The sequence below is a fragment of the Vallitaleaceae bacterium 9-2 genome (assembly GCA_038396585.1).
GTDB lineage: Bacteria > Bacillota > Clostridia > Lachnospirales > Vallitaleaceae > UBA1351.
On sequence record CP121691.1, the window covers coordinates 3,787,342 to 3,813,169 of the forward strand.

Sequence of the window (25,828 nt, forward strand, 5' to 3'; positions counted from 1 at the left end):
CTATATCACACTTTCATCGTTTCTATCAAACTTGTATCATAATCACCTGAGACAAACGAAGGATTCTCTAAGATTTCAAAATGAAAATCAATGTTGGTCGTTACGCCTTCAACAATAAATTCACCTAAAGCACTTTTCATTTTTGCAATCGCTTCTTCACGAGTGTCTCCATGGACGATTAGCTTTGCCAACATGGAGTCATAGTAAGGCGCCACCGTATATCCAGGATAGATTGCTCCGTCAATACGGATACCTTTACCTCCGGGCATGATTAAATTGTTAATCGTTCCTGGCGATGGACGAAAATCTTTGCTGGCATCTTCTGCATTGATTCGACACTCAATGGCATGTCCATGAAGCTTGATATCTTTTTGCATTATATCAAGCGGCAATCCTGCCGCAATTTCAATTTGTTTTTTAATCAAGTCTATTCCTGTCACCATCTCAGTAATCGGATGTTCCACTTGGATTCGGGTATTCATCTCCATGAAAAAGAACTCCCCTTGATCATTTAATAAGAATTCAACGGTTCCTGCATTGGTATAATTAATGGCCTTTGCCGCACGAACAGCAACATCACCCATTTTTTTTCGTAACTTATCTGTAAGCGCTTTTGATGGCGCTTCTTCAACAATCTTTTGATGACGTCGCTGTACGGAGCAGTCTCTTTCACCCAGATGGATAACGTTTCCGTGCTCATCGGCTAATATTTGAAATTCAATATGCTTTGGATTGACAACATAACGTTCCATATACATTCCGTTGTCACTAAATGACGCTATGGCCTCTTTTTGGGCTAAGGAGAACATCTTATGAATTTCTTCTTTACGTTCTGCTACCCGCATCCCTTTGCCGCCTCCACCATTGGCAGCTTTAATAATGAGAGGATATCCAATAGAATCCGCCAAATCATAGGCTTCATCGGCTTGGGTAATAATTCCATCCGTTCCCGGAACAACCGGAACTTTGGCATTAATCATAGTCTCTCTGGCACGAGCCTTATTTCCCATTAGCGACATCATCTCTGATGACGGCCCAATCAGCTTAATATTGGATTCTTCGCATATTTTTGCAAACTTAGGGTTTTCTGATAAAAAACCAAAACCAGGATGAATCGCATTGGCTCCTGTGATAACCGCTGCGCTAATAATGCGTTTGATATCCAAATAACTTTCGGTTGCTTTAGCCGGTCCGATACAAACCGCTTCATCTGCAAGTAAGGTATGTAGAGCTTCACGATCTGGCGTTGAATACACCGCGACTGTTCGAATGCCTAGTTCTCGGCATGCGCGTATAATACGTACAGCAATTTCTCCACGATTTGCAATGAGTACTTTATGAAACATTTGATTCACCTACCCTATAAAAAATGTCAATTCACACGTCACCGCAATATCGTCGCCGACTTTTGCAATTCCATTACCTATACCTACGGGTCCCTTACGTCTTACAATTTCAACTTCAAGAGACAATACATCTCCTGGAACAACTTTCTTTTTAAATTTCACCTTATTTAATCCGCCAAAGTAAGCAACTTTTCCTTGGTTTTCTTCTAAGGATAAGATGCTGACTGCTCCTGTTTGAGCTAAGGCTTCAACAATTAGAACACCTGGCATTATCGGTTCCGAAGGAAAATGCCCTCGAAAAAAATATTCATTATAGGTAACACATTTTGTTGCCTTTGCACTCACCCCAGGCTCCATTTCATCTACACGGTCAATGAGTAAAAATGGTTCTCGATGAGGAATGATTTTTTTTATTTCAGTTATATCTAACATATATCCTCCTAAACAATCCTAAATAAAGGTTGACCATATTCAACTCCTTGTTCATTTTCGACAAGGATTTCAACAATCTCACCTTCTTGATCTGCTTCAATTTCATTCATCAGCTTCATCGCTTCAATAATGCAAAGCACATCTCCTTTTTTCACCTTGCTTCCCACACAAACATAAGGGTCCGCTTCAGGGCTTGGTGCATTATAATATGTACCTACAATAGGCGATTCGACAAGATGTCCTCCTTGAATCGGCTCCGATGCTTGTGCATCTTCCACAACGTTTATAGCACTATCTAACGACTCTACCTTTACACTTTGTGGCGTCTGAGGCATTGCCGGTGTTGCCACTGTCGATGTGGGCGCTGATGACATAGGCATCCCTAAAGATTGAGCCGTTTGTGAAAGCATCTCTGCATTTGATAAAATAATATGTGAGCCTTCATGGACGACATCTATATGTCTATATCCTGTATCTTTTAGTACCTGAATCATATTTAATACTTCTGAAGTATTCATTATAAAACCTCCTTGGTTTTGCTTATCGCTCTATATCCGCTTGAATAAGAGACTCGCATTATGACCACCAAAACCTAATGAATTACTGATAGCATATTCAACCGTCGTAGCAATTCCTTGGTTTGGAACATAGTCCAAATCGCAATTTTCATCTGGCGTCTGATATCCCATCGTCGGATGGATAAATTGGTCCACTAATGTTTTTACGGTTGCCACTGCTTCGACTCCACCTGCAGCCCCCAGTAAATGCCCTGTCATTGATTTTGTTGAATTAACTTTCAACTTATAGGCGTGGTCGCCAAACGCACGTTTAATTGCCAAGGTTTCAAAATGGTCATTGTATGGCGTACTGGTTCCATGAGCATTAATATATTGTACCTGCTTAGGCTCAATTCTCGCTTCTGCCATGGCAAACTCCATTGCCTTACCTGCTCCTGTTCCTTCTGGGTCCGGGCTAGTCAAGTGATATGCATCACATGTCGCACCATAGCCTACAATCTCTGCAAGAATATTGGCCCCACGTGCTTTTGCATGTTCATACTCTTCCAATAGCAAAACTCCGGCACCTTCACCCATCACAAATCCATCGCGCTCTTTATCAAAGGGACGAGATGCTGTATTAGGATCTTCGTTGGTCGATAGTGCGGTCATATTAGCAAATCCGGCAATACCAAGAGGAACAATCGAACTTTCTGTTCCACCACAAAAAATTGCATCGGCAACACCGTATTTAATATTTCTAAAGGCTTCTCCAATCGAATGTGTTGCACTGGCACACGCCGTAACAATGTTGGTATTAATCCCTTTTACACCAATCTCAATAGCAATGTTACCGGCTGCCATGTTAGTAATAATTTTAGGTATTAGTGATGGTGAGACACGTGAAGGTCCCTTTTCAATCAATTTTTGTTCTTCTTTTTCCATCGTTCCTAGTCCACCAATACCGGAAGCGACAATCACACCGATACGGTACAAATCTTCTGATGCCAAATCAAGCCCTGAATGTTTAAGGGCTTCTTTGGCCGCTGCGATGGCAAACTGAGAGAACACATCATATTTTCTAGCATTTTTTCGATCCATATATTCTTTAGGATCAAAGCCTTTGACTTCTCCTGCAAGTTTTACGGTAAAATCACTGGTGTCAAAATGGGTGATGGGTCCAATACCAACCACACCCTCTTTTAAATTATTCCAATAAGTCTCTGCATCAAGACCGATAGGTGTTATTGCTCCTAGTCCTGTAACAACTACTCTTCTCATTTATTAGCTCCTTACATTGTCATTCCGCCGTCAACAGCGATTACTTGTCCTGTAATATATTTTGCTTGATCAGACGCCAAGAAGTTCACCATATTCGCAACATCTTTTGGCTGTCCTAATGTATGTAAAGGAATTTTATCCAAAATTGCTTCTTTTATTTCATCGGATAATACATCCGTCATTTCTGTATCAATAAAGCCAGGTGCAACTGCATTAACACGTATTCCACGTGCTGCATATTCCTTGGCTAAAGCTTTAGTCATACCGATGATTCCGGCTTTTGATGCGGCATAGTTGACTTGTCCCACATTACCGACAAGACCGATAACCGAACTGATATTGATAATACATCCTGAACGCTTTTTAAACATAGAACGCGTTACATGTTTAACACAGTTAAATGCGCCTTTTAAATTAATATCAATAACACTGGAAAAATCTGCTTCTGTCATGCGAAGCATCAATTGATCTTTTGTGATTCCTGCATTGTTTACTAAAAGGTCAATGCCACCATATTCTTTGACAATTTCTTTCATCATGGTCTCTGTCTCTGTATAATTGCTGATATCGCTTTGAAAAATACTTCCGCTTCCACCACTGGCAATAACTTCATCCAATACCTTCAACGCTTCGTCTTCACGTGAGCGATAATTAATAATGACATGATATGCATTTTTTCCTAGTGTTAATGCAATCTCTTTTCCAATACCACGACTTCCCCCTGTAATCAGGGCAACTTTCTTATCCATTTTTACACTCCCTTTATCGCATCGACAACAGTATTTATGGCCTCATAGGAATTTAAATTAAGTACCTTTACCTTACGGTCAATTTTTTTAATCAGACCTGCTAGTGTATTGCCTGGTCCAATCTCTACAAAGGTGTCCACCCCATGATCAATCATTGTTCGAACCGATTTTTCCCAAAGGACTGCACCTTTTAACTGTTCCACCAACAAATGTTTTGTTGTACTTGTATCTGAGACAATTTCTCCGGTAACATTGGTGATATAAGGTATTTTACCTGTATCTATTTGAATAGATTCAAGCGCTTTTTCAAATTTTTCTGCTGCTGTTTCCATAAGCGGTGAGTGAAATGCACCACTCACTTGCAAAGGAATTACACGTATTTTTTCTTCCATAAGTATAGAGGAAACACGTTGGACAGCATCTTCTTCTCCCGATATAACAACTTGTACAGGGCTATTATAATTGGCAATACCTACAACGCCTGGATCCTTAGCACAAAGCTCCTCAATGTGTCCTTGATCTGCTTTGACAATTGCTGCCATACCACCTTGAACCTTGCGTCCGGCTTCTTCCATGTATAATCCACGTTTTCGAACAAGCTCTATCGCATCCGTATAAGATAAAATATCTGCAGCAACAAGGGCGCTGTATTCACCTAGACTAAGTCCGGCAACATAATCCGGTACAATATCCACGTGCCGTCTTAACTCGTTAAGAAGACAAATTGATACCGCTACCAATGCAGGTTGGGTGTATGCCGTTTGATCAATGGGTGCCTTTTGATTGGCGCACAAATCATATAAGTCAAAATCTAATAATCCATCCGCCGTGTCAAAGCACTTCTTCGCCTCTTCGGATTTTTCCACCAAATCAAGTCCCATTCCTGTGTGCTGCGCTCCCTGTCCCGGAAAAATAAATGCTATCTTCTTCATGTTTCCTCCTAAAAATCGTATTACTTATCGTTAGCTTCGATGTAGTCTACCGCATCTTTAACCGTTTTAATGTTCGCAAGCTCTTCATTAGGAATCGCTACACCAAATGTGTCTTCAATGGACATCACTAATTCAAAAAGGTCTAATGAATCCGCACCTAAATCATCTGCAAATGTTGCTTCCATAGTCACCTCTTCTGCATCGACACCTAGTTCTTCTACGATAATATCTTGTAATTTTGAAAATTCCATGTTGTTTCCTCCTATAATTTTATATGTTTGTTATTTATTGGTTTTTACATTTAAACCTTTATTGAAATTGAATAAAAGCTGCTCCATACGTCAAGCCTGCACCAAATCCCGATATACCTACGGTCTTGCCTGCAAGTTTTCCTTCTGCATTTAGTTCATCTAATGCAATGGGGATGGTTGCTGCGGATGTATTGCCGCATTTTTCAATATTCATATAGAATTTATCCATGGGTTGTCCCATTTTTTTTGCCACACGTTCAATAATTCGACTATTGGCTTGATGAAGCACATACAAATCAACCTCTGATAGCTGGATATCATTTTTTTCCATCAGTTCGCTAAAGATTTCCGGAACTTTTTTACAAGCAAACTGAAAAACTTGCTGTCCATCCATCTTTAAATAATTATCGCTCCCTTGTTGATAATAGGGTGTGTCATTATGTCGAATCTTTGATGTTAATACGTTCCAATCCGTTCCAATGGATTTGTTGTATATATCCATAACGCCTGTCTTTTCTTGTGTTGCTTCAATCACCACAGCTCCAGCGCCATCTCCAAATAAAACACATGTCGAGCGGTCTTGCCAGTTAAGCACTTGGCTTAACTTCTCAACGCCAATTAATAAAGCCTTCTTTACTTTGCCTGTTTGAATAAATTGCTCAATCACATCTAAGCCATATACAAATCCTGAACACGCTGCTTGCAAATCAAAAGCAAATGCCTGATGTGCACTTATCTCACCTTGAACCATACACGCAACCGATGGCATCGAATAGTCTGACGTAACTGTCGCAACAACAATCATATCTATCTCTTGGGCCTGTACACCACTTTGGTCTAATGCTTTTTGAGCTGCTCTTGCTGCCATGTCATGCACATCGTAGTCTTTGGCAATTCGTCGTTCTTTTATACCTGTTCGTGTATAAATCCATTCATCTGAAGTTTCAACCACCTTGGCTAAATCATCATTGGTCACAATGAAATCAGGCAAAAAACTTCCTGTTCCAACTATTTTTCCATGATACATAGGTGCCTCCTGATATACTTTGATAATCAAAGCATTTAGTTTGATAGTCAAAGTATATGTGTTTTTTTATAAATTGTCAAGGGGAGATTCATAAAGTTGTCTTGCGATAAAGACACTTAAGATACTTCCGATACCGCCGATGACTATAAATACAATCGTTACATTTGCATCATCACTCACAAAATAATTCATCATAGTTGATGTAAGATTGTACGACAAATGTACGAGTATCGGCATCCATATCGAACGATAATAATGATAGATAAGCCCCAAAATGAGCCCTAAAAAGAATGCGTAGATCCCTTGTACCCAGTTTAAATGCATCAGACCAAAAAAAACAGCTTGAATAATCAGTGCCACCCACATAGGTACAGCTTTTTTAAAATCATTAAAAATAACACCGCGTAGAGCAATTTCTTCAAAAAGCGGTGCACTAATAACCAGCGCAATAAAAACTAAAATTGGATTGCCCAACATCAGCGGTTCCATAAGTTCAGTGTAATATTCCATCTGTTCAGTAATCGGGAAGACTTCACTTACAATGGTTAGTATTCCTACTGTCAAAATATTTAAAAAGATTCCAAAACCAAAAAGAATGAGTCCATTTTTTAATTTTATCGATGAAAAATTAATATATGTTTTGAAAGATTCTCTACGTCCCAAGAACATCAAAAAGATTCCAAGAAGTGTCAACATATTTACAGCAATAATTGTTGGAATGGCAAATTCTCCAATAAGCTGAACAAGCGCTTCGGTAAACTCAACTTGATTTGCCATTACTTCTGGATTGAACATATCTTGTTTTGTAAGTAATACAATTGCAAATACAACAAGACCTACAAATGCACTTGCAAAAAAATATATTGCAGCAATTAATGCCGAAAATCCACATGCCTTAAAAAAATTTTTCATCTTCTTCTCTCCTCATTCTATATACTATTTTATTTGTAAAGTGTTTTGCATGTTAAGCCAACTAATAATCTCATTTAAATCTTTGGCTATATATGCCGCTCGCTCTTGTATGGCTTTTGATGAAGGTATTAAATCCGGTACATGAATACATGTAATCTTCCCATCAAATGCACCACGAATTCCATTCTCAGAGTCTTCCAAAACCAAAGCCTCACAAGGTGTGACCTCTAGTTTTTGACATGCTGTCAAAAAAATTTCAGGGTCTGGTTTACTTCGTGTAATCTCATCGCCACAAACTGTCGCATCAAAATACGATGCAATGTCTGCTTTTGCTATAATTGCATCAACCCGATCTCGGGAACTTGATGTTGCCAATCCGATTTTGATTGACTGCTCTTTAAGATGCTCTAGTAAATTTAATGCTCCTGGTTTGAGGGGAATTCCATCTGATTCAAATGCCTTTTCAATCTCTGTATGCACTTGGTCAAGTATAGGTTCAAACGGGAACGCTTGACCATATCGTGCCTCAAACCCTTGACGCATATAGTCAATATTGCTCCCTAAAAACTGAAAGTAAAACTCATCTTCAAAGATATACTCGTGCTGACGGCATATCTTCTTATACCCTTCAAATGTCATGCTCTCGCTATCAATTAGTAACCCATCCATGTCGAATATAACTGCCTTAAACATTAGTATCCTCCTGTTTGAATCATCTGTTCAAATTTATGCTTTAACATCTTCTTATACATATTACGTGTTACTGGAATAAGCAATGAAAACCCTGCAATATCTGTCAAAATTCCCGGTGTTAATAAAAAAGCCCCTCCAATTAATACACATAAACCATCAACGAGCTCTTCTTTAGGCATAATTGCTTGCTGTAAAGATATACGTATTTTTTGGATGACTAATCGTCCTTGTATTTTTGCAAAAAAAGCACCTACAATTCCTGTGACTAAAATAATTGCAAATGTAATCATTGCACTGGTGCGTTCTGCGATTTGAAGTAGCAAATACAACTCTACTAATGGAATCACGGTAAATAATATGAGTATATACCCAAATATACTTTTTCTTTTTTCCATAGACAGTCTATCCTTTCATGACAATGCATTTTATAGCTTTGTTACTGTCTATTATAACTGTTTTTATGGTATCATTCAATTTTTTAATGGAATTCTAAGACTATTCTTTTATATTACAAAGCATTCCTTGCTATTCTTATAGTAAGCTTTTATAATCAAAGCAATAAAGAATTTGAATTGAAAGGAGCTTTATTATGGATAAATATTCTTATCTTCATGAACTCTATCAGTCCTTGTCCACATTGACTGAACCAGAGCGCTCAAAAATCATGAAGGATGCTGAAGCCAAGTTTGATGAAGCCGAAAAAAATGGACGCCCAATTTCTGAAGTTATTCATGAGCTTGGTATTCCCAAAAGAACCTCCATCGTCACATCACAACAACGCATTTACAAAAATCCGGAACCGGTTGTCCCAGTTCAAAAAGCAAACCAACCGGTGCCTATGATTCTTATTGGCATTGGATTACTAATGTTTAACCTCATTATTGTGCTTGGACCATTTCTTGGTATTTGGGGTGTTATCTTTGGTTTGTTTATCTCCGGCATTGCAATGGCTATCTCTGGACTTCTCATTGTCCTTAGCGGTATCCTAGCATTTCCTATTTCATTTATTTCGATACCTCTTATCGTTATGTCACACCCTGTTTTACTTTTTTCCACAGGATTTTTTCTCCTTGGTATCGGAGGATTTCTTGGTCTATTGACTATTTTCGTTGGAAGATTAATAGGAATATTAACATATCGTTATACAAAATGGAATCTCAAACTAATTAGGGGGTATTAATCATGAAATCTTTTAACAAAACTATGGGCTATTTAATGGGATTTTTCTTTCTCATGGCAACGCTTAGTGTTGTCGTTGCTCTCTCCTACATTGAACGCCATGATTTATCTGTCAACAATCTTTTTTCTCAGAGTACATCTTTGCGTTATTCTGATCATTGGGATATTGATTTTTTCCCGGATATACTCTCTTCAAGCCATCGAAGCGATAATTATGAAACCTTGACCCTAAGCGACCAGGAGACATTTGATTTAGTCGACCAACTGTTTATTTCAACGTCTGTAGAAGATGTCCATTTTATTGAAGAAGAGCGTGAGGATATTCTTGTAGAGTATTTTCGCGAACAGCCTGATACTAACCGCTACACTACCAATTTCAATACCCAATTAAAGAATAACCAGTTATCTGTTACAACGACTTTATCTATACGTAATCTAGTGATGACTCAAGATTACAAAGGTACTATCAACGTGCATATACCTAAAGATTATCATTTTAAAGAAGTAAAACTTGATTCGGACACCACCCGTCTAACCAATGACAATATTTACCAAAACACCGATAAATTAATTTTGATTACTGATTTAGGTGATATCGATATTTCTCTCACCCAAGATATTAAAGAAGTAGGTATCTTCTGTGATTTAGGCTCCATATCTCTTGACTCCCAATCTCAACTCGGTTTTCTTGAAGTCAATAATAACCTTGGCGATATTGATTTATCACTTATGTCTGTAGATATGCTAAAGGTAAATGCTGACCTTGGTTCTATTGAGGCTGACATGAATTTAGATGAAGATACAGTAATCTATGCCGATACAGATCTTGGCTCTGTAAATTCTGATTATAAGCTAACCACAACTTCAAGTGGCAGCAACTATTCGTTCTATTCAAATCTAGGTTCTATTGAAATCAATAAAATACAGTAACACCTATATTTGTACAAAAAAAAGTCCTACTTCCGAAGTAGGACTAAGCAATTATATCTATCAAAATAAAAGGGGGGATAGTTTTACCCTCTTATAATACCAAGGCTCTATGACATTATCATGAATAATGTATTACGAAAATATTAAACTTTTCGATTCATACATTTATTTCATGATTTTTCTGCTTTTCGTAGCTCTTTTGCCAGTTCTATAAATTGTTCTAAGGATAACGCTTCCCCACGTATTTTTTCTGAGACACCTATTTTTTTCAATGCCTGTCGAATTTCCTCTTTTGATATGTCAATACCCGGTTGATGTGCTAACGTATTTACAAGCGTTTTTCTACGTTGCTGAAATGCTCCACGAATAAGTTTAAATAAGAATTCATCATCTTCCGTTTGTTTTTTATAGTGATCGTTTACTTCTAGGCGAATAACCGAAGAACCCACTTTAGGTTGTGGAACAAAGCTACTTGGTGGAACTTTAACAAGTACTTTGGGGTGAGAATAATATTGAACGGCTAACGAAAGCGCTCCATATTCTTTAGTAGATGGGCTCGCCTGCATGCGATCAGCAACTTCTTCTTGAATCATAATCGTAATCGAATCCACCGGAATATGTTCTTCGAAGATTTTCATAATAATTGGCGTAGTAATATAATACGGAAGATTTGCAACAATTTTAATTTTCCGATTTGGATACTGCTGATCAATCATTGCCTTTAGATCAACCTTTAATATGTCTTCATTAATTATATGTACATTCCCATATTCTGCTAGCGTTTCTTCCAAAATAGGAATGAGTGTTTTGTCAATTTCAATGGCAACCACCTGGTCAACCTGTTCTGCAATATATTGTGTCAAACTTCCAATACCCGGTCCAATTTCAATAACAACATCCTCCGGATCCAATTCTGCCCCACTTATAATATTCTCCAAAATATTTTGATTAATTAAGAAGTTTTGCCCATATTTTTTCTTAAGTGAAAAAGCATTTTTTTCAATTATTTCTCTGGTGCGTTGCGGTTTTGATATTCTATCCATAAATCTCCTTTCTTACGGAAATATCTTTACAAGTTTTTCAGATTGGTGTACAATTACAATAATATGATATTGTAATATTCAAATATAAATTATGAGGTGAAATCATGGAAATCAAAGAATTTGAAAGAGCATCTGAACTTCTAAAATTATTAGGGCATCCTGCACGCCTTTGCATTCTAATCGGAATCCTTGAAAAAGAAAACGCCGGATGTAATGTGACTTACATGCAATCATGCCTAAATATTCCACAATCTACCGTCTCTCAGCATTTATCAAAATTAAAAGCAGCTGGATTAATCAAAGGCGAACGACATGGTTTAGAAGTTCAATATACCGTTATTGATAAGAATGTTGAAAAAATCATTCGTGCTCTTAATCTCATCTAAGCCTATACGCTAGAATCCCTTATAATCATTCATAAACCAATGGTTATAAGGGATTTTTTATGTTCTATAAGACAGATATCCATCTACCCTAGTATAAATTTTTCAACAACTTCACGTACTGCATGATGATTATTATCATGTTCAGTGATATAGTTTGCTTTAGCTTTGACTTCTTCTCTTCCATTGGCTACAGCAACACCTAGACCTGCATATTCAATCATGAATATATCATTAAAACTATCACCGACTGCAATAATCTCTTCTTGTTTTATGCCAAGCTTCTGTGCTAAATACTTCACTCCCAGCCCTTTATTTGCCTCTTTGTGAAGGACTTCTAAATAATTTGGTTTTGAGAAAAATACATTGACGTCTTGTCCATAGACTTCTATAATTTTTCTTTGCATAGCTTCCAAGCATTCTCGATCTTGTGAATTGAATAATACTTTCGTTGAATATTCCAAATTTTCAAGATCCTGATTAACCAAAGGCTCACTCTTTGTTAAATCTGTATATAGTTTTACTGCTTCGTTAATTTCTTCTACGATCATTTTCTTTCCATTATACAGTTGAACTGTTACATCATTGTCTTTTCCCATTCTTACTAATTCCTTTAACAATGGCTGTTCAATACGTTTATGAAAAATATTTTGTCGGTCAATTCTATCAATTTTTGCACCGTTGTATGATATGAAATATTCATCTTCATCGTGCATATCCAATTGTTCGATATACTGAAACATGGACTCATCACTACGTCCAGAGCAAAATAGTACAACAACCCCTTGCTCTTTTGCTTTTTTTATCGCTTCAATATTTTCAGGACTAATGGACAGATCATCTTTCAATAATGTGTCATCAAAGTCCAATACTAACATTTTGTACATATTTCCTCCTAAAAATAGATGTTTTATTGCTGCTTCATCGCTTTTAACAGAACATCTTTTTCTTCCTGTGTCAACGTTTCTTTTGTCATTCCATTCGTAACATTCTTTGAATATAAATATGAGTATTCGCTATTATGTAAATTATGAAGAATTACACCATTATTATATCGATTAAGCATGACTAAGACAAAGCTCATCTCGCCACCTTGACGTTCAAATGCATTATATCGATGTAGGTATACTTTGGTATATGCATCTTTGGCTTTCTCCTGAATACGCTCAATATGATTAAACAATTCCTTTTCATTTTGTTTTAAATACTCAATATCTGATTTGTTTTTAATTATATGTTCTTCATAGGATTGTATTGTCTTTCCTTTATTCAATTTTTTATATTTATTTCTAAAAATCGATAAGTTAATCATCGTAATAAACAATAGAATAAATAAGATTAGCGTAACCGCTGTTACAATCATGAGTATCTCAACTTGCATACTTTCAAAAAAGGTCATTATATCACTCATTCGTATCCCCCTTATCTAATTATTATTCAACACTTATTTGTTCAATCAGTTCAACAATTCTTTCTAATTCCTGATTTGAAAAATATTCGATTTCAATTTTACCTTTATTTTTTTTGTTTTGAATTTTAACTTTTGTACCTAATATTTCTTCTATATTTTTTTCTATCGATGCCATGATTGGATCCATAAAATCTTTTTTCTTAGGTTTTATTTCTGTTTCTGGCTTTAGTAATTTTTTTATTATTCTTTCTGTTTCTCGAACATTAAGTTCATTATCAAACACTTGTAAAGCAATTTCGTACTGTTGTTTTGGATCTTTTATAGCTAATAGTGCTCTAGCATGTCCTGTCGATAATTTTTCTTCAACTAACATTTCTCCAACTCGCTCATCTAATTGGAGCAAACGAAGAGAATTGGCTATGGCTGATCGTGATTTTGAGACTTTTTCTGCTATTTCATCCTGCTTTAATTTATGCTCATCCATTAATCTTCGATATGCCATGGCTTCTTCGATAGGATTCAAGTTTTCTCTTTGAATGTTTTCAATCAACGCCACTTCAACAATTTCTTCTTCACTAAATTCTTTGATAATAATTGGTACTTCTTTTAACTTTGCCAGTTTTGCTGCACGCCAGCGACGTTCACCAGCAATAATTTCATAGAATTTGTCTTTCTTTGTCACCACTAAAGGTTGCAACACTCCAAATCGCTTTATTGATTCTGCTAATTCATGTAAACCATCTTCATCAAATTGATTTCTTGGTTGATTTGGATTGGGTTCAATTAGGGTAATTTTAACTTTTGAAATATTCCTTTTATTTTCTGAAGATATTTCTTCTTCTAAATCATCTGTTATTAATGCGGATAATCCTTGGCCTAGACCTCGTTTTCTCGCCATTTTTAATCCTCTCTTTCCATGACTTCATCAGCTAATTGTCGATAGCTCACCGCTCCTTTGGAGGAAGGATCATATTGGGTAATAGGTAATCCATAGCTCGGCGACTCTGCTAAACGAACATTTCGCGGAATAATTGTTTTATATATATTAGTATGTCGCAACTCATGTTTAACCTCTTCAACTACTTGTAGTGATAAATTCGTTCGGGCATCATACATGGTGAACACGACTCCCTCAATCTCCAAGTTTGGATTTAAACGTTTTTGAACCAAATTGATTGTATACATTAACTGGGATAAGCCCTCTAATGCAAAATATTCACATTGAATAGGTACCAATATGGAATCTGATGCACAAAGCGCATTGACTGTTAAAATACTTAACGACGGAGGACAATCAATAATAATAAAATCATACTTATGTTTAATCTTATTGACTTCATAATTTAAGATATAATTACTTTCCTTAACACCAATTAATTCCACTTCGGCTCCAGCCAAATCAACATCCGCTGGCACTAAATCCAAATTGTCAAAAACATTTTCTAGGATTATTTCTTCTATCTTTTTTTCTTTTAGAAGCATTTCGTACACAGTCGTCTCTAATGTTTCTTTATTTATTCCTAGCCCCCTTGTAGTATTCCCTTGAGGATCAATATCAATTGTTAAGACTTTCTTCCCCGCTTCTGCTAAGGCAGCTGAAAGATTGATTGTTGTTGTCGTTTTTCCGACTCCACCTTTTTGATTCACTATTGATATAATTCTAGCCATTTGATACAATCCTCCTAACTTTATACTAAAAACTATTATATCACAACTATACTTTTACTTCTATCCTTTTCAAGTCAAACTCTTGTTTTAACCTAAATCTTACTACCATTACACATAAAAACAATAGCAATGTTTCACGTGAAACATTGCTATTGTTTTTATGTGTAGTATAAATCCCATTAATGTTTCACGTGAAACATTAATAAATATTTACAATATTATTCTTAATAGCATAAACGGCTGCTTGTGTTCGATCTGAGACTTCTATCTTCTTAAAAATATTCGACACATGATTTTTCACTGTTTTTTCACTGATACATAATTCATCAGCAATCTCCTTATTTAAAAAACCAAGGGTAATAAGCTTTAAGACCTCTGTCTCACGTCGTGTCAGCTTATGATGGCGAACTTGATAATCAAGTTCTCCATTAATCTTTTTAAATAGCAAGGACGCCATATTGGGCTGAATATAAGACTCTCCACTGTGTATTGAACGAATGGCTTTAATCAAGACATCTGATTCTGAATCTTTGAGAACATATCCTTCGACGCCGATTTCAACTGCTCTATACAAATACTCGACTTCATTATGAATGGTAAGCAACAATACATCAACATCACTCTTCATCTTTTTTAATTCTTCTAATACTTCTAAACCATTCATCACCGGCATATTAATATCTAATAATACAATGTCCGGTTTTACTTCAAGAATTTGCTTTATTGTTTCCTTACCATCACCGGCCTGAGCCACTACTTCTATATCATCTTCTAATTCAATTAACTGTTTTAACCCTTCACGAATCATGGAATGGTCATCGGCAATTAACACTCTGATTTTATCCACTTTATTCCTCCTAACCTCTCTCCTTATTATCTACTGGCAATCTTACAAATATAGAAGTTCCTTGACCCATCTTCGATGAAAGAACAAACTTTCCTGCCAATAAATTAACCCTCTCCTGCATAATCGATACCCCTAACCCTGTATGTGTTAAAGGATCTTTTTTGATTTGATTTATATCAAATCCACACCCGTTATCTGTAATACGTATTTCTGTATATCGATTACAAAATATCAAGTCAATAATTACCTCATCTGCTTTTGCATACTTTTGAATATTATTCAGTGATTCTTGGACAATACGAAACAATGTCAAAGAGTTGATTTTTTGTACATTCTCTGATTGAAGATTATCCAAATATTGAATATTCAGTTGAATCGAAAAATTATTAATTGATTCAACTTTGTCAATATAGCGTTCCAATGTTGGTACTAAACCTAGATCATCAATCGACATAGGTCTTAAATTATAAATCAACTCTCGCGTTTCACCAATGGTATCATGGATGTGACCACGTAATATCTGCATCTCCATTTTTGCTTTATCAATATCTTTATCAATAAGTTTTAAGCAAATTTCTGCTTTAAAACTAATATTACTTAAACTTTGTGCTGGCCCATCATGTAATTCTCTAGCTACTCTCTGACGTTCTTCTTCTTGTGCATGAATAATACGATACCCTAATAAACGCTCATTTTGATACTGACCTAAATGCTCTGTAAGATCTTTTAAACTACCATGCAACATGTTATGGGCTAGCTCAAAATCATTGGATAATTTATCTGCTTTATCAACAATATTCCTAACGGATTTCAAGTGCAATTCTAATTCGTTACGTCGCTTGACAATGTTCATCTCCCGTTCTCTTTCAAGAACAAGTTGTACACGTAAATGATCAGTTTTTTCATATATCTTCTTCATATCTTTTTCAGAATAACTATCATAATTTTTATTTACAATAATTAACTTTGATTTACTGATTCGATACTCTTGATCCAATTTTTCTACACGTTCAATAAGCTCACTTGCCTCAATACGTAGCTTCAAAAATTCATCTTCAAGCTCTTGATATTCTTTTTTTGCAAAATGGCTTATTTCTTTAATCTCTGTACCACTTTGCTGTATAGAAATAATCGTTGTATCAATAATCTCATCAAGCCGCTTATTTTCTTTAAGATTCATTTTTTTGTCCATAGAATTACATCCTTTGTCCAGTATACTTAATTATAGCATTAAATACCTAGTGTATACAAGTATTTCCTACTAGGACAACATACCTATAAAACTGCATAAATCCAATGAAGATGTATTATATGGTTGTATTTTATATCATTTTACGTCATAATAAATATAAAGTCATTTGATATAATTAGGAGGTCAAATACATGAAAAAAAATCATTGGATTATTCCATTAGCACTAACTGGTTTTTCCATTCATCTCTTCAATAATCGTTTGTTTAATAATGCCAAAGAAAAAATACAACATAAAGAAAAAAATTATAAAACCTATGCTTGGAAATTTGGGACTATTCATTATCGTCAAACCGGCTCCGGCTCACCGCTGCTTTTAATTCATGATACCTTTTCCGGGGCATCTTCTGTCGAATATGAGCGTATTATTCAGCAACTTTCAAAAAAACATGAGGTATTTGCTCTAGATTTGTTAGGTTTTGGATTTTCTGAAAAAGCAAATATCACATACACAGGTTATCTATATGTTCAGCTAATTCATGATTTTATTGTGGAGGTTATTGGCCAAACCCATGTTGATATTATTACCTCCGGTAATAGCCATATTTTTGCTTTGTTTGCTTCGCATCAAACCAATGACCTTATTCGAAAGTGTATTATGATTAGCCCACCTGGTTTAGCTAAAATTGCATTGAACCCATCCAAGAAAAATTATACTTTAAAATATCTACTTGAATCACCTTATATCGGTACAACACTTTATAATCTACTCAATAGTCAATTCATGTTTAACCGTCAATTTGGTGTGAGTGATAAACCTATGAATAAAGTTCTTTTACCATACATTGAACAATTTTATTATAATGCACATAATGAAGATTCCCGTATACGTTATGCCTATGCCTCAAGTATTTGTAATTATCTAAACCTTGACTTACGTAATATTTTAGATAAATCCGACCATTGCCTATATATCATTAATGGAAGTCAAAGGGACTATGATATCAAGGCTTTAGAAGGACAGTATACCCATATTAATCCATCGATTGAATGTGCTACCATTAAACACTCAACGAATTTTCCTCACATCGAAAATCCGTATGCAACTTGCGATACCATTGAACTTTTCTTACACGATTAAAAAAAGCATGTACTAAAAAGGCTATATGTAGAGGTAGTATTCGCTCTACATATAGCCTTATAATTTTATCTATGTATTTTTTAGGAATCACAGGGTTTTTTAAACATTTCCTCTGTAATATACATGCTCACATGATCTAAGCCAGATTCTTTATAGACACTGCCATATTGCTCAAACCCAATCCTTTTGTAAAAATCAACCGCATGTAATTGGGAATGTACTTCAACACGTTTAGTACCTTGGTCAAATCCATAACAAACGAGTTTACGTACAATCAAGTCTCCGATGCCTTGACCACGGTGTGACTTTAATACTGCAATACGTCCAATAAGTAAATTGTCTGTCTGCTGAATAATTCTCCCTGTTCCAATGGGCGTTGTATTATCATATACAATCACATGAAAACACTTTGAATCTTCTATATCATGACTTATTTCCATCGGAATATTTTGTTCCATGGTAAAAACTTCGTCACGTATTTTATATTGTATCTCTAAACCTTTGGATCCGTGAACCATTTGTGCAACAATCATGGGTATACTCCTTGTTTAAGATTTTAATAACGGTTTCTTTTGTGGAACACCCGCCCGTCTAGGGTAACGTTCTTGTGTATTGACCTTTTTGTCAATGAAGACAAAACGCCGCGGCATCTGTCCACTATATAAATCAATGTCTTCTATTTTATGAATCGTTGCGCCTAATGTCTCAATAGCATATTCAGCGTCCTTGATTTCCTCTTCCGTATTCACCGACTTATAAGCTATAAAACATCCATCCACCTTGACAAAGGGAATACAATACTCACTTAACACAGCTAGTTGACTGACTGCCCTTGATACACAGCAGTCAAACTGTTCACGATACTGTGGGTCTTTTCCGACTTCTTCAGCCCGTCCATGTATTGCAACGATATCCACAAGACCAAGTTCATCAATAAGTTCATTTAAAAAATTGATACGTTTATTTAAAGAATCCACTAGAGTCATTTGAAGATGTGGAAAAACAATTTTTAGGGGAATACCAGGTAATCCAGCCCCTGTCCCAAGATCAATTACCGTATCTATCTTAGAAAAATCGTAAAATTTTGCAGAAGTTATGCTATCAACAACATGCTTTTGAGCAAAATCCACCTCATCCACTATTGCCGTTAAATTCATTACGGCATTCCATTCTTTCAATTTTTCATAATAATGACAAATTTGCTCTTCTTGTTTAGCATTCAATTGAATATTTAATGCCTTTAATGGTTGTTCAAGCTCTTGAATAATCTTTGTTTTCCCGTCCATTTATCCCTCCTGCTTTTCACGATTTTTTTGTCGATAATACTGTTCTAGATAGACTAACAAAACCGATATATCTGCTGGTGACACCCCTGATATACGTGAGGCTTGCCCAACTGATCTTGGTTGAACCTGTTTTAGTTTTTGCACAGCTTCAATGCGCAGACTTTTAATGGTTGAATAGTCAATTGCTTCTGGAATCAGCTTTTTCTCCAATTTATCAAACTGCTGTACTTGCTTCTTTTGACGGTTAATATAACCTTCATACTTGATTTGGATTTCAACTTGTTCTATTACATCATAGGATAAATTCGGTCGATTCGAATCAATGGATTCGATACTTTGATAAGTCATTTCCGGCCGCTTAAGTAGCTCTTTTAATGATATCCCCGAACGTAAAGGCGTAGAATTATGCGCATCCAGTAAGGCTTGAACGTCTTGGGAGGTACCAACCATGGTTTTAGCTAAACGATTGATTTCATTTTTGATAGCTTCGCGTTTTCTTGTAAAACTTTCATAGCGTGCTTCATCAATAAGACCAACATTATATCCTGTCTCAGTTAATCGAAGATCTGCATTGTCTTGTCTTAACAACAATCGATATTCTGCCCTTGATGTCATCATACGGTAAGGCTCATTGGTTCCTTTGGTAACAAGGTCGTCAATAAGTACTCCTATATATGCTTCCGATCGATCAATAACAATTGGTTCTTTTCCTTGAATACGTAAAACAGCATTGATTCCGGCAACCAGTCCCTGGGCTGCAGCTTCTTCATAGCCTGAACTTCCATTAAACTGTCCTGCACTAAACAAGCCTTCAATCATCTTAAATTCAAGGGTGGATTTTAATTGCAAAGGATTAATACAATCATATTCAATCGCATATCCTGTACGCATGATTTCAACACTCTCAAGCCCTGGTAGCGTACGCAGCATATCCTTTTGTACATCCTCAGGCAAAGAACTTGACATCCCCTGTACATACATCTCATTCGTATCTTCCGCTTCTGGTTCTAAAAACACTTGATGACGCTCTTTATCACTAAATCGCACCACTTTGTCTTCTATTGACGGACAATATCTTGGACCTGTTCCGCTGATTTCACCCCCATACAATGGAGAACGGCTTAAATTATCCCGTATAATATCATGGGTTTGGTGATTTGTATACGTTAACCAGCACGATATTTGATCGCGATAGATATCTTCCGGTGTGTTTGTAAAAGAAAATGGCACTACCTTTTCATCACCTTTTTGTTCTTCCATCTTCGTGAAATCCACTGTTTTTTTATCGACTCTCGCTGGCGTTCCTGTTTTAAAACGATAGATTTCGATGCCAAGATTTTTTAACGACGCTGTCAAATGATTGGCTGCTTGTAATCCATTCGGACCACTATATATACTCACATCTCCATAGATACACCGTGCCTTCAAGTAAGTTCCTGTAGCAATAATAACGGCCTTGGCTTTATAGATTAGCCCTGACACAATTTTAACGCCTACTACTTTTTGATTTTCAACTAATATCTCTGTCACTTCATTTTGTCGAATTAAAAGGTTTTCCTGCTTTTCTAATGTCCGTTTCATTGTTTGTGCATACCGATGCTTATCTGCCTGTGCCCTCAAGGAGTGTACTGCTGGACCTTTGGCCGTGTTAAGCATCCTAGATTGAATATATGTTTTATCAATATTTTTTCCCATTTCACCACCTAATGCATCAATCTCACGCACTAAGTGTCCTTTTGATGTACCACCGATATTAGGGTTACATGGCATCATCGCTATACTGTCAATATTAATTGCAAAGACAACTGTTTTCATGCCTAAGCGTGCACTAGCAAGCGCTGCTTCACACCCGGCATGACCACCGCCAATAACAATGACATCAACGCTATTTTCGATATAATTCATTGATTTCTCCTTATTTTCCGAGACAAAATTGACTAAATATCTGTGAAATCACATCTTCGGTTACATGATTACCTGTCACTTCACCAAAAGACTCGTATATGCTATGTAAATCTATTGCCCAACAGTCTTCCGGCATTCCCATATCAATCGATTCAATCACTTGTCCAACACTCTGATATGCCTTTTCAAGGCTGTGCTTATGACGAATATTATGAATGACTGTATCATCATTAGATTGAATATGTCCCGACATAAACTGTTCTTTAATTTCTTGTTCAAGTAGGTCCAATCCTTCATATGAAACTGCAGAGGTTTCAATAACTGTCGCTGACTGTAGATGTTCTTTTAGATGTTCTTTTTTAACTTGTCGGTTCAAATCACTTTTGTTCATAAGAATAATGACTTTTTGATCATGAATCAAATCCATAATCGCATCATCTTCTGTGGTAAGTGCTTGTGATGAATCAATGACATATAAAACCAAATCCGCTTGCTCTACAAGGTCTTTGGATTTGTTTACTCCAATTTTTTCTACTATATCATCTGTTATGCGTATACCTGCCGTATCAATTAATTTTAAGGGTATACCATGGACATTCATATATTCTTCCAAGGAATCTCTTGTTGTTCCCGGAATCTCTGTTACAATGGCACGCTGCTCTTTGAGTAAGGCATTTAGTAATGAAGATTTTCCAACGTTAGGTCGCCCGACAATAACTGTCTTAATTCCCTCTCGAACAATACGTCCGTGATCATAACTTTGAATCAGTTTTTGTATTCGCCCTTGAATGTTTTCACACTGCTGTCTTACCTTTGAAAATTCTAACTCTTCCACATCATATTCCGGATAGTCTATTGACGCTTCCACGTGAGCTATCAAAGACAAAACTTCTTCATTCAGTTCATCAATTTCTTTTTTTACACTACCCTCAAGTTGCTTGACAGATGCATTTAAGGCCAGTTCAGTTTTTGAATGAATAATATCCATAACCGCTTCTGCCTGGGATAAATCTATACGCCCATTTAAAAATGCACGTTTGGTAAACTCTCCCGGTTCTGCTATACGCGCACCACGTCGAAGTACCAGCGAGAGTATGCTTTGCATAACCACCAGACCTCCATGGCAATTAATTTCTATAATATCTTCACATGTATATGTATTTGGACCTAACATGAAAGAAACCAACACTTCATCTAAAATACGCGCATATTCTGGGTCAACTATATGTCCATATTTGAGCGTGTGGCTAACAATGTTGTCATAATTTATTTGTTTTTTGGGTTTGAAAATAGACTGAATAATTTCAAGAGCATCATTACCAGATATTCGTATAATACCTATACCTGCTGAAGATAGTGGTGTTGAAATTGCAGCAATCGTATCATTTAACATAGTGTCACTCCTTTATTCGACCGGAAACGCTAAAAAGCATAAAAGCCCAAACAGGCACGCTTGGGCTTTTGACTTATGTTATTTCTTCTTTGAAGGAATAATAACAACCTTACGATGCGGTTCTTCACCTTCACTGTGTGTTTCGACAAATTTATTATTCTGTAATGTTGAATGAATAATTCTGCGTTCATAAGGATTCATAGGCTCTAGGGTAAATTTTCGCCCGGTCTTTTTTACTTTATTTGCTAAGTTATTGGCTAAGGATTCAAGTGTTTCCTTACGTCGTTCACGATAATTTTCTGTATCTAGCTTAATACGAACATAATGGTCCGATTCTTTATTTACGACCAAACTAATTAAATATTGTAATGAATCTAACGTTTGACCTCGCTTACCAATAAGAACTCCCATATTTTCTCCGCTGAGTTCAATATCCATATTATTTTTTTCATCAACTTCAATCTTAATTTGTACATCAAGTTCCATTTCACGAAAAACATTTTTTAAAAATTCTGCAGCTACATCCGCTAAATTCGACTTTTTAGTTACCTTAACTCTCGCTTGCTTACTACTAAATAATCCAAATAATCCAGAAGGCGCCTTTTCTAAAATTTCTACTTCTACTTCATCACTTGTTACGCCTAACTCAATCAATGCTTCTGTTATCGCATCGTCAACTGTTCTGCCCGATTTTTCTACGACATTCATAACCATTTCCCTCCATTATTTACTTCTTATCTGGTGTATCATTGTGAACATGCTTATTAATAATTAATTGTTGTCCTAATTGGAATAAACTACCAACTAACCAATATAAACCAAGTCCTGCAGGTAATGTCATGGCAAAAAAGCCTGAAACAAGAGGCATTGTATACATCATCGTCTTATTTGTTTGATCCGCCTGTGTCTTTGCTCCGTCATTTTTCTTAGCATTTTGCGCCATGGATGTCTGTGTAACTAAAAATTGAACCGCAACGTTCAAAATAGGAATTAAAACCCCAATAGACATCATGTCTGGTTTATCTGCAAGATTAATGCCAAACATAGAGTAGATATTATTTAATTCGACAACCTGAGTGGCTACCTGATTTTGTATTGATGGGAAGATTTCATAGAATTTTTCCCATGTACCTGTTTGAAATTGATATAATAAATCGATTACTTTATCTAAAACTGTTGCATCAAAATTCTTAACTATGATGGAAGAGCTTTCCATAATCGATGTTAGTTTTTCACCATAATTAGGAACTTCAAAAATATGATCAGCGATATTAATGTAATACACTTTAATATTATCAATATATGCAGGAATATTTCTTAAAACACTAAATAAAGAAAAGATAATTGGCATTTGAATTAATAAAGGCAAACATCCACCAAAAGGGTTTACACCATGCTGTTGATAGAGTGCCGATAATTCTGCCTGCATCTTTTGTTGAGATTCTTGATCCTTCTTATTTTTATACTTATCTTGTATTTTTTTAATTTCCGGTTGGATAACTTGCATTTCTTTCATGGATTTTTGCTGTTTAAATGCCAATGGCAACATCAATAATCGTGTAATAATCGTAAAGACGATAATACTTAATCCTAAAGAATACACTCCAAAATTACTACCAAAAAAATTGTAAATCCCATCCATTAAAAACCCAAAAAACCTAGCAATATCCCCTATAATTGGAGTTGTTGACTGTGTCAAAAAAAATTGTATCGATGAAAACATTATTCTTTTTCCTCCTTGTAAGGTACAGGATCATAGCCACCTTTTGCAAACGGATTGCAGCGTAAAATCCTTCGAATAGACAGATAACTGCCTTTAATAAATCCATATCTTTCTAATGCCTCAAGAGAGTAACTGGAACAAGATGGTATATATATACATGTTGGCTGCTTTAATGGCGAAATATATTTCCGATAAAACTTTACCAATCCAATAGCCAACGATTTTAATCCGTTTTTCATCATCTTATATAAGACTTTTACCATCACTATCATCTTCCTAATTCAATCTATTCATACATTATTAACATACTGCTATTATTATAACTGAAAATGCATCGTTTAACAATCAATTGATGATGCTTTCATACTATTTTAATATTTTTTATATTTCCCATAATTTATTTAATTTTAGCAAGTGAATAATTCCACTTTCAAATTCTTGAAATGTATGCTCTTTTGCTGATGGGCGAACGATGACGATCATATCATACCCCTTAATCATCTTATGCTGATTTAAGCGAAAAACCTCACGAACTAAGCGGGTCATTCGATGTCTTACAACACTGTTACCCACTTTTTTACTGACCGATATGCCCAGACGACTCTCCGTAGACCCATTTTTCATAATATACATTATAAAGAGACGATTCGCCTTTGATCGATGATAATTATATACTTTTTTAAATTCACTTGTTTTTTTGAGTGAAGTAACAAATTTCATATTAACACTTCTTTTCCCTGATGATTAGCATATCAAAACGAAGTCTCACCCAATTTGGATACAGAGTTTTAACAGCTTAATCCCTAATTGTAGAAAGGGAAAGTCAATCTAAACAAACGATAGATAAACTTTCCCATTTATTCTTGGTTTTTAAAGACATTTTTCATTATGCTGATAATGCTTTTCTACCTTTAGCTCTTCTTCTTGCTAAAACTTTTCTACCACCAACGGAACTCATTCTTTTTCTAAAACCATGCTCTTTACTACGTTGACGCTTTTTTGGTTGAAATGTTCTTTTCATTTTGGCACCTCCTTAACAAATCTATACGAATTCATCGAATCCAAGATTATTTAAATCTTACATGTACATCAATTTTTGAAGTTCACAAATATAGCTTCAAAAAGCACTATTCCAATTATAATAAAAACTTCCCTATACGTCAAGAAATAAATACTCTTTTTTTATATTCTTGAAAAAATTAAATATATTTATATTTTCTTATCCACAGCATATTGCCGAATTATAGCCTATATGTGGATAACTTGTTCGTACTTTCTTATCCACATGTTATCCTTTTTCTGTGGATAAGCTCCTCTTTTTTACAATATTCTTATTCACATCCAATTTCAAAAAGCTATTACAATCCCTTGATTTTATGATATTCTAATACTGTCAACAATTTTAATCCACATTTGTTGATAAATAATGCCTATTTTGACTTATCCACAACTTCAACAGTATTCACCTTGATTATTATAAACACTATTCATCCACAGGTAAAAAATTAAACTGTTGAAAACTTCCATTCATTAATGGTAATATAGGTTCTATACTCATCATATACCATAGGTTAAATATGTATGAAATTAAATAAAGGAGGTCGATCCA

31 protein-coding genes are annotated in these 25,828 nt (G+C 35.6%); 4 read left to right on the top strand and 27 right to left on the bottom strand.

From position 1 onward, the window contains the following. Window positions 1-5 precede the first annotated feature (5 nt). The 11 genes from QBE53_17160 to QBE53_17210 all read right to left on the bottom strand — a co-directional run bounded on the left by QBE53_17160 (window position 6) and on the right by QBE53_17210 (window position 8,515). Entirely contained in the window at window positions 6-1,346 is a 1,341-nt protein-coding gene (locus QBE53_17160; GenBank protein WZL81506.1) for an acetyl-CoA carboxylase biotin carboxylase subunit, read from the bottom strand. A 9-nt stretch (window positions 1,347-1,355) separates the two neighbouring features. Then, window positions 1,356-1,778: a 3-hydroxyacyl-ACP dehydratase FabZ gene (gene fabZ, locus QBE53_17165; GenBank protein WZL81507.1), complete on the bottom strand. Its 423-nt coding sequence runs from the start codon at window positions 1,776-1,778 to the stop codon at window positions 1,356-1,358. Between the two features lie 8 nt (window positions 1,779-1,786). Next, entirely contained in the window at window positions 1,787-2,296 is a 510-nt protein-coding gene (gene accB, locus QBE53_17170; protein ID WZL81508.1) for an acetyl-CoA carboxylase biotin carboxyl carrier protein, read from the bottom strand. A gap of 30 nt (window positions 2,297-2,326) precedes the next feature. Further along, window positions 2,327-3,556 (bottom strand): beta-ketoacyl-ACP synthase II, encoded by a 1,230-nt coding sequence (gene fabF, locus QBE53_17175; protein ID WZL81509.1) that lies wholly within the window; start codon window positions 3,554-3,556, stop codon window positions 2,327-2,329. Between the two features lie 11 nt (window positions 3,557-3,567). Beyond that, window positions 3,568-4,305 carry a 3-oxoacyl-[acyl-carrier-protein] reductase gene (fabG, locus tag QBE53_17180; GenBank protein ID WZL81510.1) on the bottom strand — a complete coding sequence of 246 codons (738 nt, stop codon included), beginning with the start codon at window positions 4,303-4,305 and terminating at the stop codon, window positions 3,568-3,570. 2 nt (window positions 4,306-4,307) lie between these two features. Beyond that, entirely contained in the window at window positions 4,308-5,237 is a 930-nt protein-coding gene (fabD, locus tag QBE53_17185) for an ACP S-malonyltransferase (protein ID WZL81511.1), read from the bottom strand. 20 nt (window positions 5,238-5,257) lie between these two features. Further along, window positions 5,258-5,488: an acyl carrier protein gene (locus QBE53_17190; protein WZL81512.1), complete on the bottom strand. Its 231-nt coding sequence runs from the start codon at window positions 5,486-5,488 to the stop codon at window positions 5,258-5,260. Window positions 5,489-5,546: 58 nt separating this feature from the next. Beyond that, window positions 5,547-6,515, bottom strand: a complete 969-nt coding sequence (locus tag QBE53_17195; GenBank protein ID WZL81513.1) for a ketoacyl-ACP synthase III — start codon at window positions 6,513-6,515, stop codon at window positions 5,547-5,549. 66 nt (window positions 6,516-6,581) lie between these two features. Next, complete coding sequence (locus QBE53_17200) at window positions 6,582-7,427, bottom strand: CPBP family intramembrane metalloprotease (protein WZL81514.1); 846 nt, start codon at window positions 7,425-7,427, stop codon at window positions 6,582-6,584. 24 nt (window positions 7,428-7,451) lie between these two features. After that, on the bottom strand, window positions 7,452-8,120 hold the full coding sequence (locus tag QBE53_17205; GenBank protein WZL81515.1) for an HAD family phosphatase: 669 nt from the start codon (window positions 8,118-8,120) through the stop codon (window positions 7,452-7,454). Next, the gene (locus QBE53_17210; GenBank protein ID WZL81516.1) at window positions 8,120-8,515 is read right to left on the bottom strand and encodes an FxsA family protein; all 396 of its coding nucleotides are present in this window, start codon (window positions 8,513-8,515) and stop codon (window positions 8,120-8,122) included. The genes QBE53_17205 and QBE53_17210 overlap by 1 nt, the downstream gene beginning before the upstream one ends. A gap of 194 nt (window positions 8,516-8,709) precedes the next feature. Between QBE53_17210 and QBE53_17215 the strand changes: the two genes are divergently transcribed. Together QBE53_17215 and QBE53_17220 are read left to right on the top strand one after the other, a co-directional pair. Next, window positions 8,710-9,300 carry a DUF1700 domain-containing protein gene (locus QBE53_17215; GenBank protein WZL81517.1) on the top strand — a complete coding sequence of 197 codons (591 nt, stop codon included), beginning with the start codon at window positions 8,710-8,712 and terminating at the stop codon, window positions 9,298-9,300. 2 nt (window positions 9,301-9,302) lie between these two features. Next, the gene (locus QBE53_17220) at window positions 9,303-10,229 is read left to right on the top strand and encodes a DUF4097 family beta strand repeat-containing protein (protein ID WZL81518.1); all 927 of its coding nucleotides are present in this window, start codon (window positions 9,303-9,305) and stop codon (window positions 10,227-10,229) included. Between the two features lie 170 nt (window positions 10,230-10,399). On the opposite strand, the gene rsmA is transcribed toward QBE53_17220, so the two are convergent. Next, complete coding sequence (gene rsmA / locus QBE53_17225) at window positions 10,400-11,272, bottom strand: 16S rRNA (adenine(1518)-N(6)/adenine(1519)-N(6))-dimethyltransferase RsmA (GenBank protein ID WZL81519.1); 873 nt, start codon at window positions 11,270-11,272, stop codon at window positions 10,400-10,402. A 104-nt stretch (window positions 11,273-11,376) separates the two neighbouring features. Between rsmA and QBE53_17230 the strand changes: the two genes are divergently transcribed. After that, the gene (locus tag QBE53_17230) at window positions 11,377-11,658 is read left to right on the top strand and encodes a metalloregulator ArsR/SmtB family transcription factor (GenBank protein ID WZL81520.1); all 282 of its coding nucleotides are present in this window, start codon (window positions 11,377-11,379) and stop codon (window positions 11,656-11,658) included. Window positions 11,659-11,741: 83 nt separating this feature from the next. Here the strand turns inward: QBE53_17230 and QBE53_17235 are convergent, their stop codons facing one another. The 6 genes from QBE53_17235 to QBE53_17260 form a co-directional block, all read right to left on the bottom strand. Further along, window positions 11,742-12,542, bottom strand: coding sequence for a Cof-type HAD-IIB family hydrolase (locus tag QBE53_17235; GenBank protein WZL81521.1), 801 nt, complete (start codon window positions 12,540-12,542; stop codon window positions 11,742-11,744). Between the two features lie 23 nt (window positions 12,543-12,565). Continuing rightward, window positions 12,566-13,066, bottom strand: a complete 501-nt coding sequence (locus tag QBE53_17240) for a DUF4446 family protein (GenBank protein WZL81522.1) — start codon at window positions 13,064-13,066, stop codon at window positions 12,566-12,568. Between the two features lie 22 nt (window positions 13,067-13,088). Further along, window positions 13,089-13,964 carry a ParB/RepB/Spo0J family partition protein gene (locus QBE53_17245; GenBank protein WZL81523.1) on the bottom strand — a complete coding sequence of 292 codons (876 nt, stop codon included), beginning with the start codon at window positions 13,962-13,964 and terminating at the stop codon, window positions 13,089-13,091. 2 nt (window positions 13,965-13,966) lie between these two features. Then, a complete protein-coding gene (locus tag QBE53_17250) occupies window positions 13,967-14,734 on the bottom strand; it encodes an AAA family ATPase (GenBank protein WZL81524.1) in 768 nt (255 codons plus the stop codon). 199 nt (window positions 14,735-14,933) lie between these two features. Next, a complete protein-coding gene (locus tag QBE53_17255; protein ID WZL81525.1) occupies window positions 14,934-15,581 on the bottom strand; it encodes a response regulator transcription factor in 648 nt (215 codons plus the stop codon). A gap of 10 nt (window positions 15,582-15,591) precedes the next feature. After that, the gene (locus QBE53_17260) at window positions 15,592-16,773 is read right to left on the bottom strand and encodes a sensor histidine kinase (GenBank protein WZL81526.1); all 1,182 of its coding nucleotides are present in this window, start codon (window positions 16,771-16,773) and stop codon (window positions 15,592-15,594) included. Between the two features lie 191 nt (window positions 16,774-16,964). Between QBE53_17260 and QBE53_17265 the strand changes: the two genes are divergently transcribed. Next, complete coding sequence (locus tag QBE53_17265) at window positions 16,965-17,912, top strand: hypothetical protein (protein WZL81527.1); 948 nt, start codon at window positions 16,965-16,967, stop codon at window positions 17,910-17,912. Between the two features lie 80 nt (window positions 17,913-17,992). Here the strand turns inward: QBE53_17265 and QBE53_17270 are convergent, their stop codons facing one another. From QBE53_17270 to rpmH, 9 genes are all read right to left on the bottom strand, one after another. Beyond that, window positions 17,993-18,445: a GNAT family N-acetyltransferase gene (locus QBE53_17270; protein WZL81528.1), complete on the bottom strand. Its 453-nt coding sequence runs from the start codon at window positions 18,443-18,445 to the stop codon at window positions 17,993-17,995. A gap of 15 nt (window positions 18,446-18,460) precedes the next feature. Further along, a complete protein-coding gene (gene rsmG, locus QBE53_17275) occupies window positions 18,461-19,198 on the bottom strand; it encodes a 16S rRNA (guanine(527)-N(7))-methyltransferase RsmG (GenBank protein WZL81529.1) in 738 nt (245 codons plus the stop codon). Then, window positions 19,199-21,103 (bottom strand): tRNA uridine-5-carboxymethylaminomethyl(34) synthesis enzyme MnmG, encoded by a 1,905-nt coding sequence (gene mnmG / locus QBE53_17280; GenBank protein ID WZL81530.1) that lies wholly within the window; start codon window positions 21,101-21,103, stop codon window positions 19,199-19,201. It lies immediately after the preceding gene. A 10-nt stretch (window positions 21,104-21,113) separates the two neighbouring features. Continuing rightward, window positions 21,114-22,496: a tRNA uridine-5-carboxymethylaminomethyl(34) synthesis GTPase MnmE gene (gene mnmE, locus QBE53_17285; GenBank protein WZL81531.1), complete on the bottom strand. Its 1,383-nt coding sequence runs from the start codon at window positions 22,494-22,496 to the stop codon at window positions 21,114-21,116. Between the two features lie 78 nt (window positions 22,497-22,574). Further along, window positions 22,575-23,204, bottom strand: a complete 630-nt coding sequence (gene jag, locus QBE53_17290) for an RNA-binding cell elongation regulator Jag/EloR (protein ID WZL81532.1) — start codon at window positions 23,202-23,204, stop codon at window positions 22,575-22,577. A 19-nt stretch (window positions 23,205-23,223) separates the two neighbouring features. Next, window positions 23,224-24,219: a YidC/Oxa1 family membrane protein insertase gene (locus QBE53_17295; GenBank protein WZL81533.1), complete on the bottom strand. Its 996-nt coding sequence runs from the start codon at window positions 24,217-24,219 to the stop codon at window positions 23,224-23,226. After that, window positions 24,219-24,482, bottom strand: a complete 264-nt coding sequence (gene yidD, locus QBE53_17300) for a membrane protein insertion efficiency factor YidD (GenBank protein WZL83337.1) — start codon at window positions 24,480-24,482, stop codon at window positions 24,219-24,221. The genes QBE53_17295 and yidD overlap by 1 nt, the downstream gene beginning before the upstream one ends. A gap of 118 nt (window positions 24,483-24,600) precedes the next feature. Next, the gene (gene rnpA, locus QBE53_17305) at window positions 24,601-24,939 is read right to left on the bottom strand and encodes a ribonuclease P protein component (GenBank protein ID WZL81534.1); all 339 of its coding nucleotides are present in this window, start codon (window positions 24,937-24,939) and stop codon (window positions 24,601-24,603) included. A gap of 166 nt (window positions 24,940-25,105) precedes the next feature. Then, complete coding sequence (gene rpmH, locus QBE53_17310; protein WZL81535.1) at window positions 25,106-25,240, bottom strand: 50S ribosomal protein L34; 135 nt, start codon at window positions 25,238-25,240, stop codon at window positions 25,106-25,108. Window positions 25,241-25,828 lie beyond the last annotated feature (588 nt).

Bases quoted from the DNA above. Each gene is read 5' to 3' on its own strand.
- QBE53_17160 (WZL81506.1), bottom strand. From the start codon at position 1,346: ATGTTTCATAAAGTACTCATTGCAAATCGTGGAGAAATTGCTGTACGT.
- fabZ (WZL81507.1), bottom strand. From the start codon at position 1,778: ATGTTAGATATAACTGAAATAAAAAAAATCATTCCTCATCGAGAACCA.
- accB (WZL81508.1), bottom strand. From the start codon at position 2,296: ATGAATACTTCAGAAGTATTAAATATGATTCAGGTACTAAAAGATACA.
- fabF (WZL81509.1), bottom strand. From the start codon at position 3,556: ATGAGAAGAGTAGTTGTTACAGGACTAGGAGCAATAACACCTATCGGT.
- fabG (WZL81510.1), bottom strand. From the start codon at position 4,305: ATGGATAAGAAAGTTGCCCTGATTACAGGGGGAAGTCGTGGTATTGGA.
- fabD (WZL81511.1), bottom strand. From the start codon at position 5,237: ATGAAGAAGATAGCATTTATTTTTCCGGGACAGGGAGCGCAGCACACA.
- QBE53_17190 (WZL81512.1), bottom strand. From the start codon at position 5,488: ATGGAATTTTCAAAATTACAAGATATTATCGTAGAAGAACTAGGTGTC.
- QBE53_17195 (WZL81513.1), bottom strand. From the start codon at position 6,515: ATGTATCATGGAAAAATAGTTGGAACAGGAAGTTTTTTGCCTGATTTC.
- QBE53_17200 (WZL81514.1), bottom strand. From the start codon at position 7,427: ATGAAAAATTTTTTTAAGGCATGTGGATTTTCGGCATTAATTGCTGCA.
- QBE53_17205 (WZL81515.1), bottom strand. From the start codon at position 8,120: ATGTTTAAGGCAGTTATATTCGACATGGATGGGTTACTAATTGATAGC.
- QBE53_17210 (WZL81516.1), bottom strand. From the start codon at position 8,515: ATGGAAAAAAGAAAAAGTATATTTGGGTATATACTCATATTATTTACC.
- QBE53_17215 (WZL81517.1), top strand. From the start codon at position 8,710: ATGGATAAATATTCTTATCTTCATGAACTCTATCAGTCCTTGTCCACA.
- QBE53_17220 (WZL81518.1), top strand. From the start codon at position 9,303: ATGAAATCTTTTAACAAAACTATGGGCTATTTAATGGGATTTTTCTTT.
- rsmA (WZL81519.1), bottom strand. From the start codon at position 11,272: ATGGATAGAATATCAAAACCGCAACGCACCAGAGAAATAATTGAAAAA.
- QBE53_17230 (WZL81520.1), top strand. From the start codon at position 11,377: ATGGAAATCAAAGAATTTGAAAGAGCATCTGAACTTCTAAAATTATTA.
- QBE53_17235 (WZL81521.1), bottom strand. From the start codon at position 12,542: ATGTACAAAATGTTAGTATTGGACTTTGATGACACATTATTGAAAGAT.
- QBE53_17240 (WZL81522.1), bottom strand. From the start codon at position 13,066: ATGAGTGATATAATGACCTTTTTTGAAAGTATGCAAGTTGAGATACTC.
- QBE53_17245 (WZL81523.1), bottom strand. From the start codon at position 13,964: ATGGCGAGAAAACGAGGTCTAGGCCAAGGATTATCCGCATTAATAACA.
- QBE53_17250 (WZL81524.1), bottom strand. From the start codon at position 14,734: ATGGCTAGAATTATATCAATAGTGAATCAAAAAGGTGGAGTCGGAAAA.
- QBE53_17260 (WZL81526.1), bottom strand. From the start codon at position 16,773: ATGGACAAAAAAATGAATCTTAAAGAAAATAAGCGGCTTGATGAGATT.
- QBE53_17265 (WZL81527.1), top strand. From the start codon at position 16,965: ATGAAAAAAAATCATTGGATTATTCCATTAGCACTAACTGGTTTTTCC.
- QBE53_17270 (WZL81528.1), bottom strand. From the start codon at position 18,445: ATGATTGTTGCACAAATGGTTCACGGATCCAAAGGTTTAGAGATACAA.
- rsmG (WZL81529.1), bottom strand. From the start codon at position 19,198: ATGGACGGGAAAACAAAGATTATTCAAGAGCTTGAACAACCATTAAAG.
- mnmG (WZL81530.1), bottom strand. From the start codon at position 21,103: ATGAATTATATCGAAAATAGCGTTGATGTCATTGTTATTGGCGGTGGT.
- mnmE (WZL81531.1), bottom strand. From the start codon at position 22,496: ATGTTAAATGATACGATTGCTGCAATTTCAACACCACTATCTTCAGCA.
- jag (WZL81532.1), bottom strand. From the start codon at position 23,204: ATGAATGTCGTAGAAAAATCGGGCAGAACAGTTGACGATGCGATAACA.
- QBE53_17295 (WZL81533.1), bottom strand. From the start codon at position 24,219: ATGTTTTCATCGATACAATTTTTTTTGACACAGTCAACAACTCCAATT.
- yidD (WZL83337.1), bottom strand. From the start codon at position 24,482: ATGGTAAAAGTCTTATATAAGATGATGAAAAACGGATTAAAATCGTTG.
- rnpA (WZL81534.1), bottom strand. From the start codon at position 24,939: ATGAAATTTGTTACTTCACTCAAAAAAACAAGTGAATTTAAAAAAGTA.
- rpmH (WZL81535.1), bottom strand. From the start codon at position 25,240: ATGAAAAGAACATTTCAACCAAAAAAGCGTCAACGTAGTAAAGAGCAT.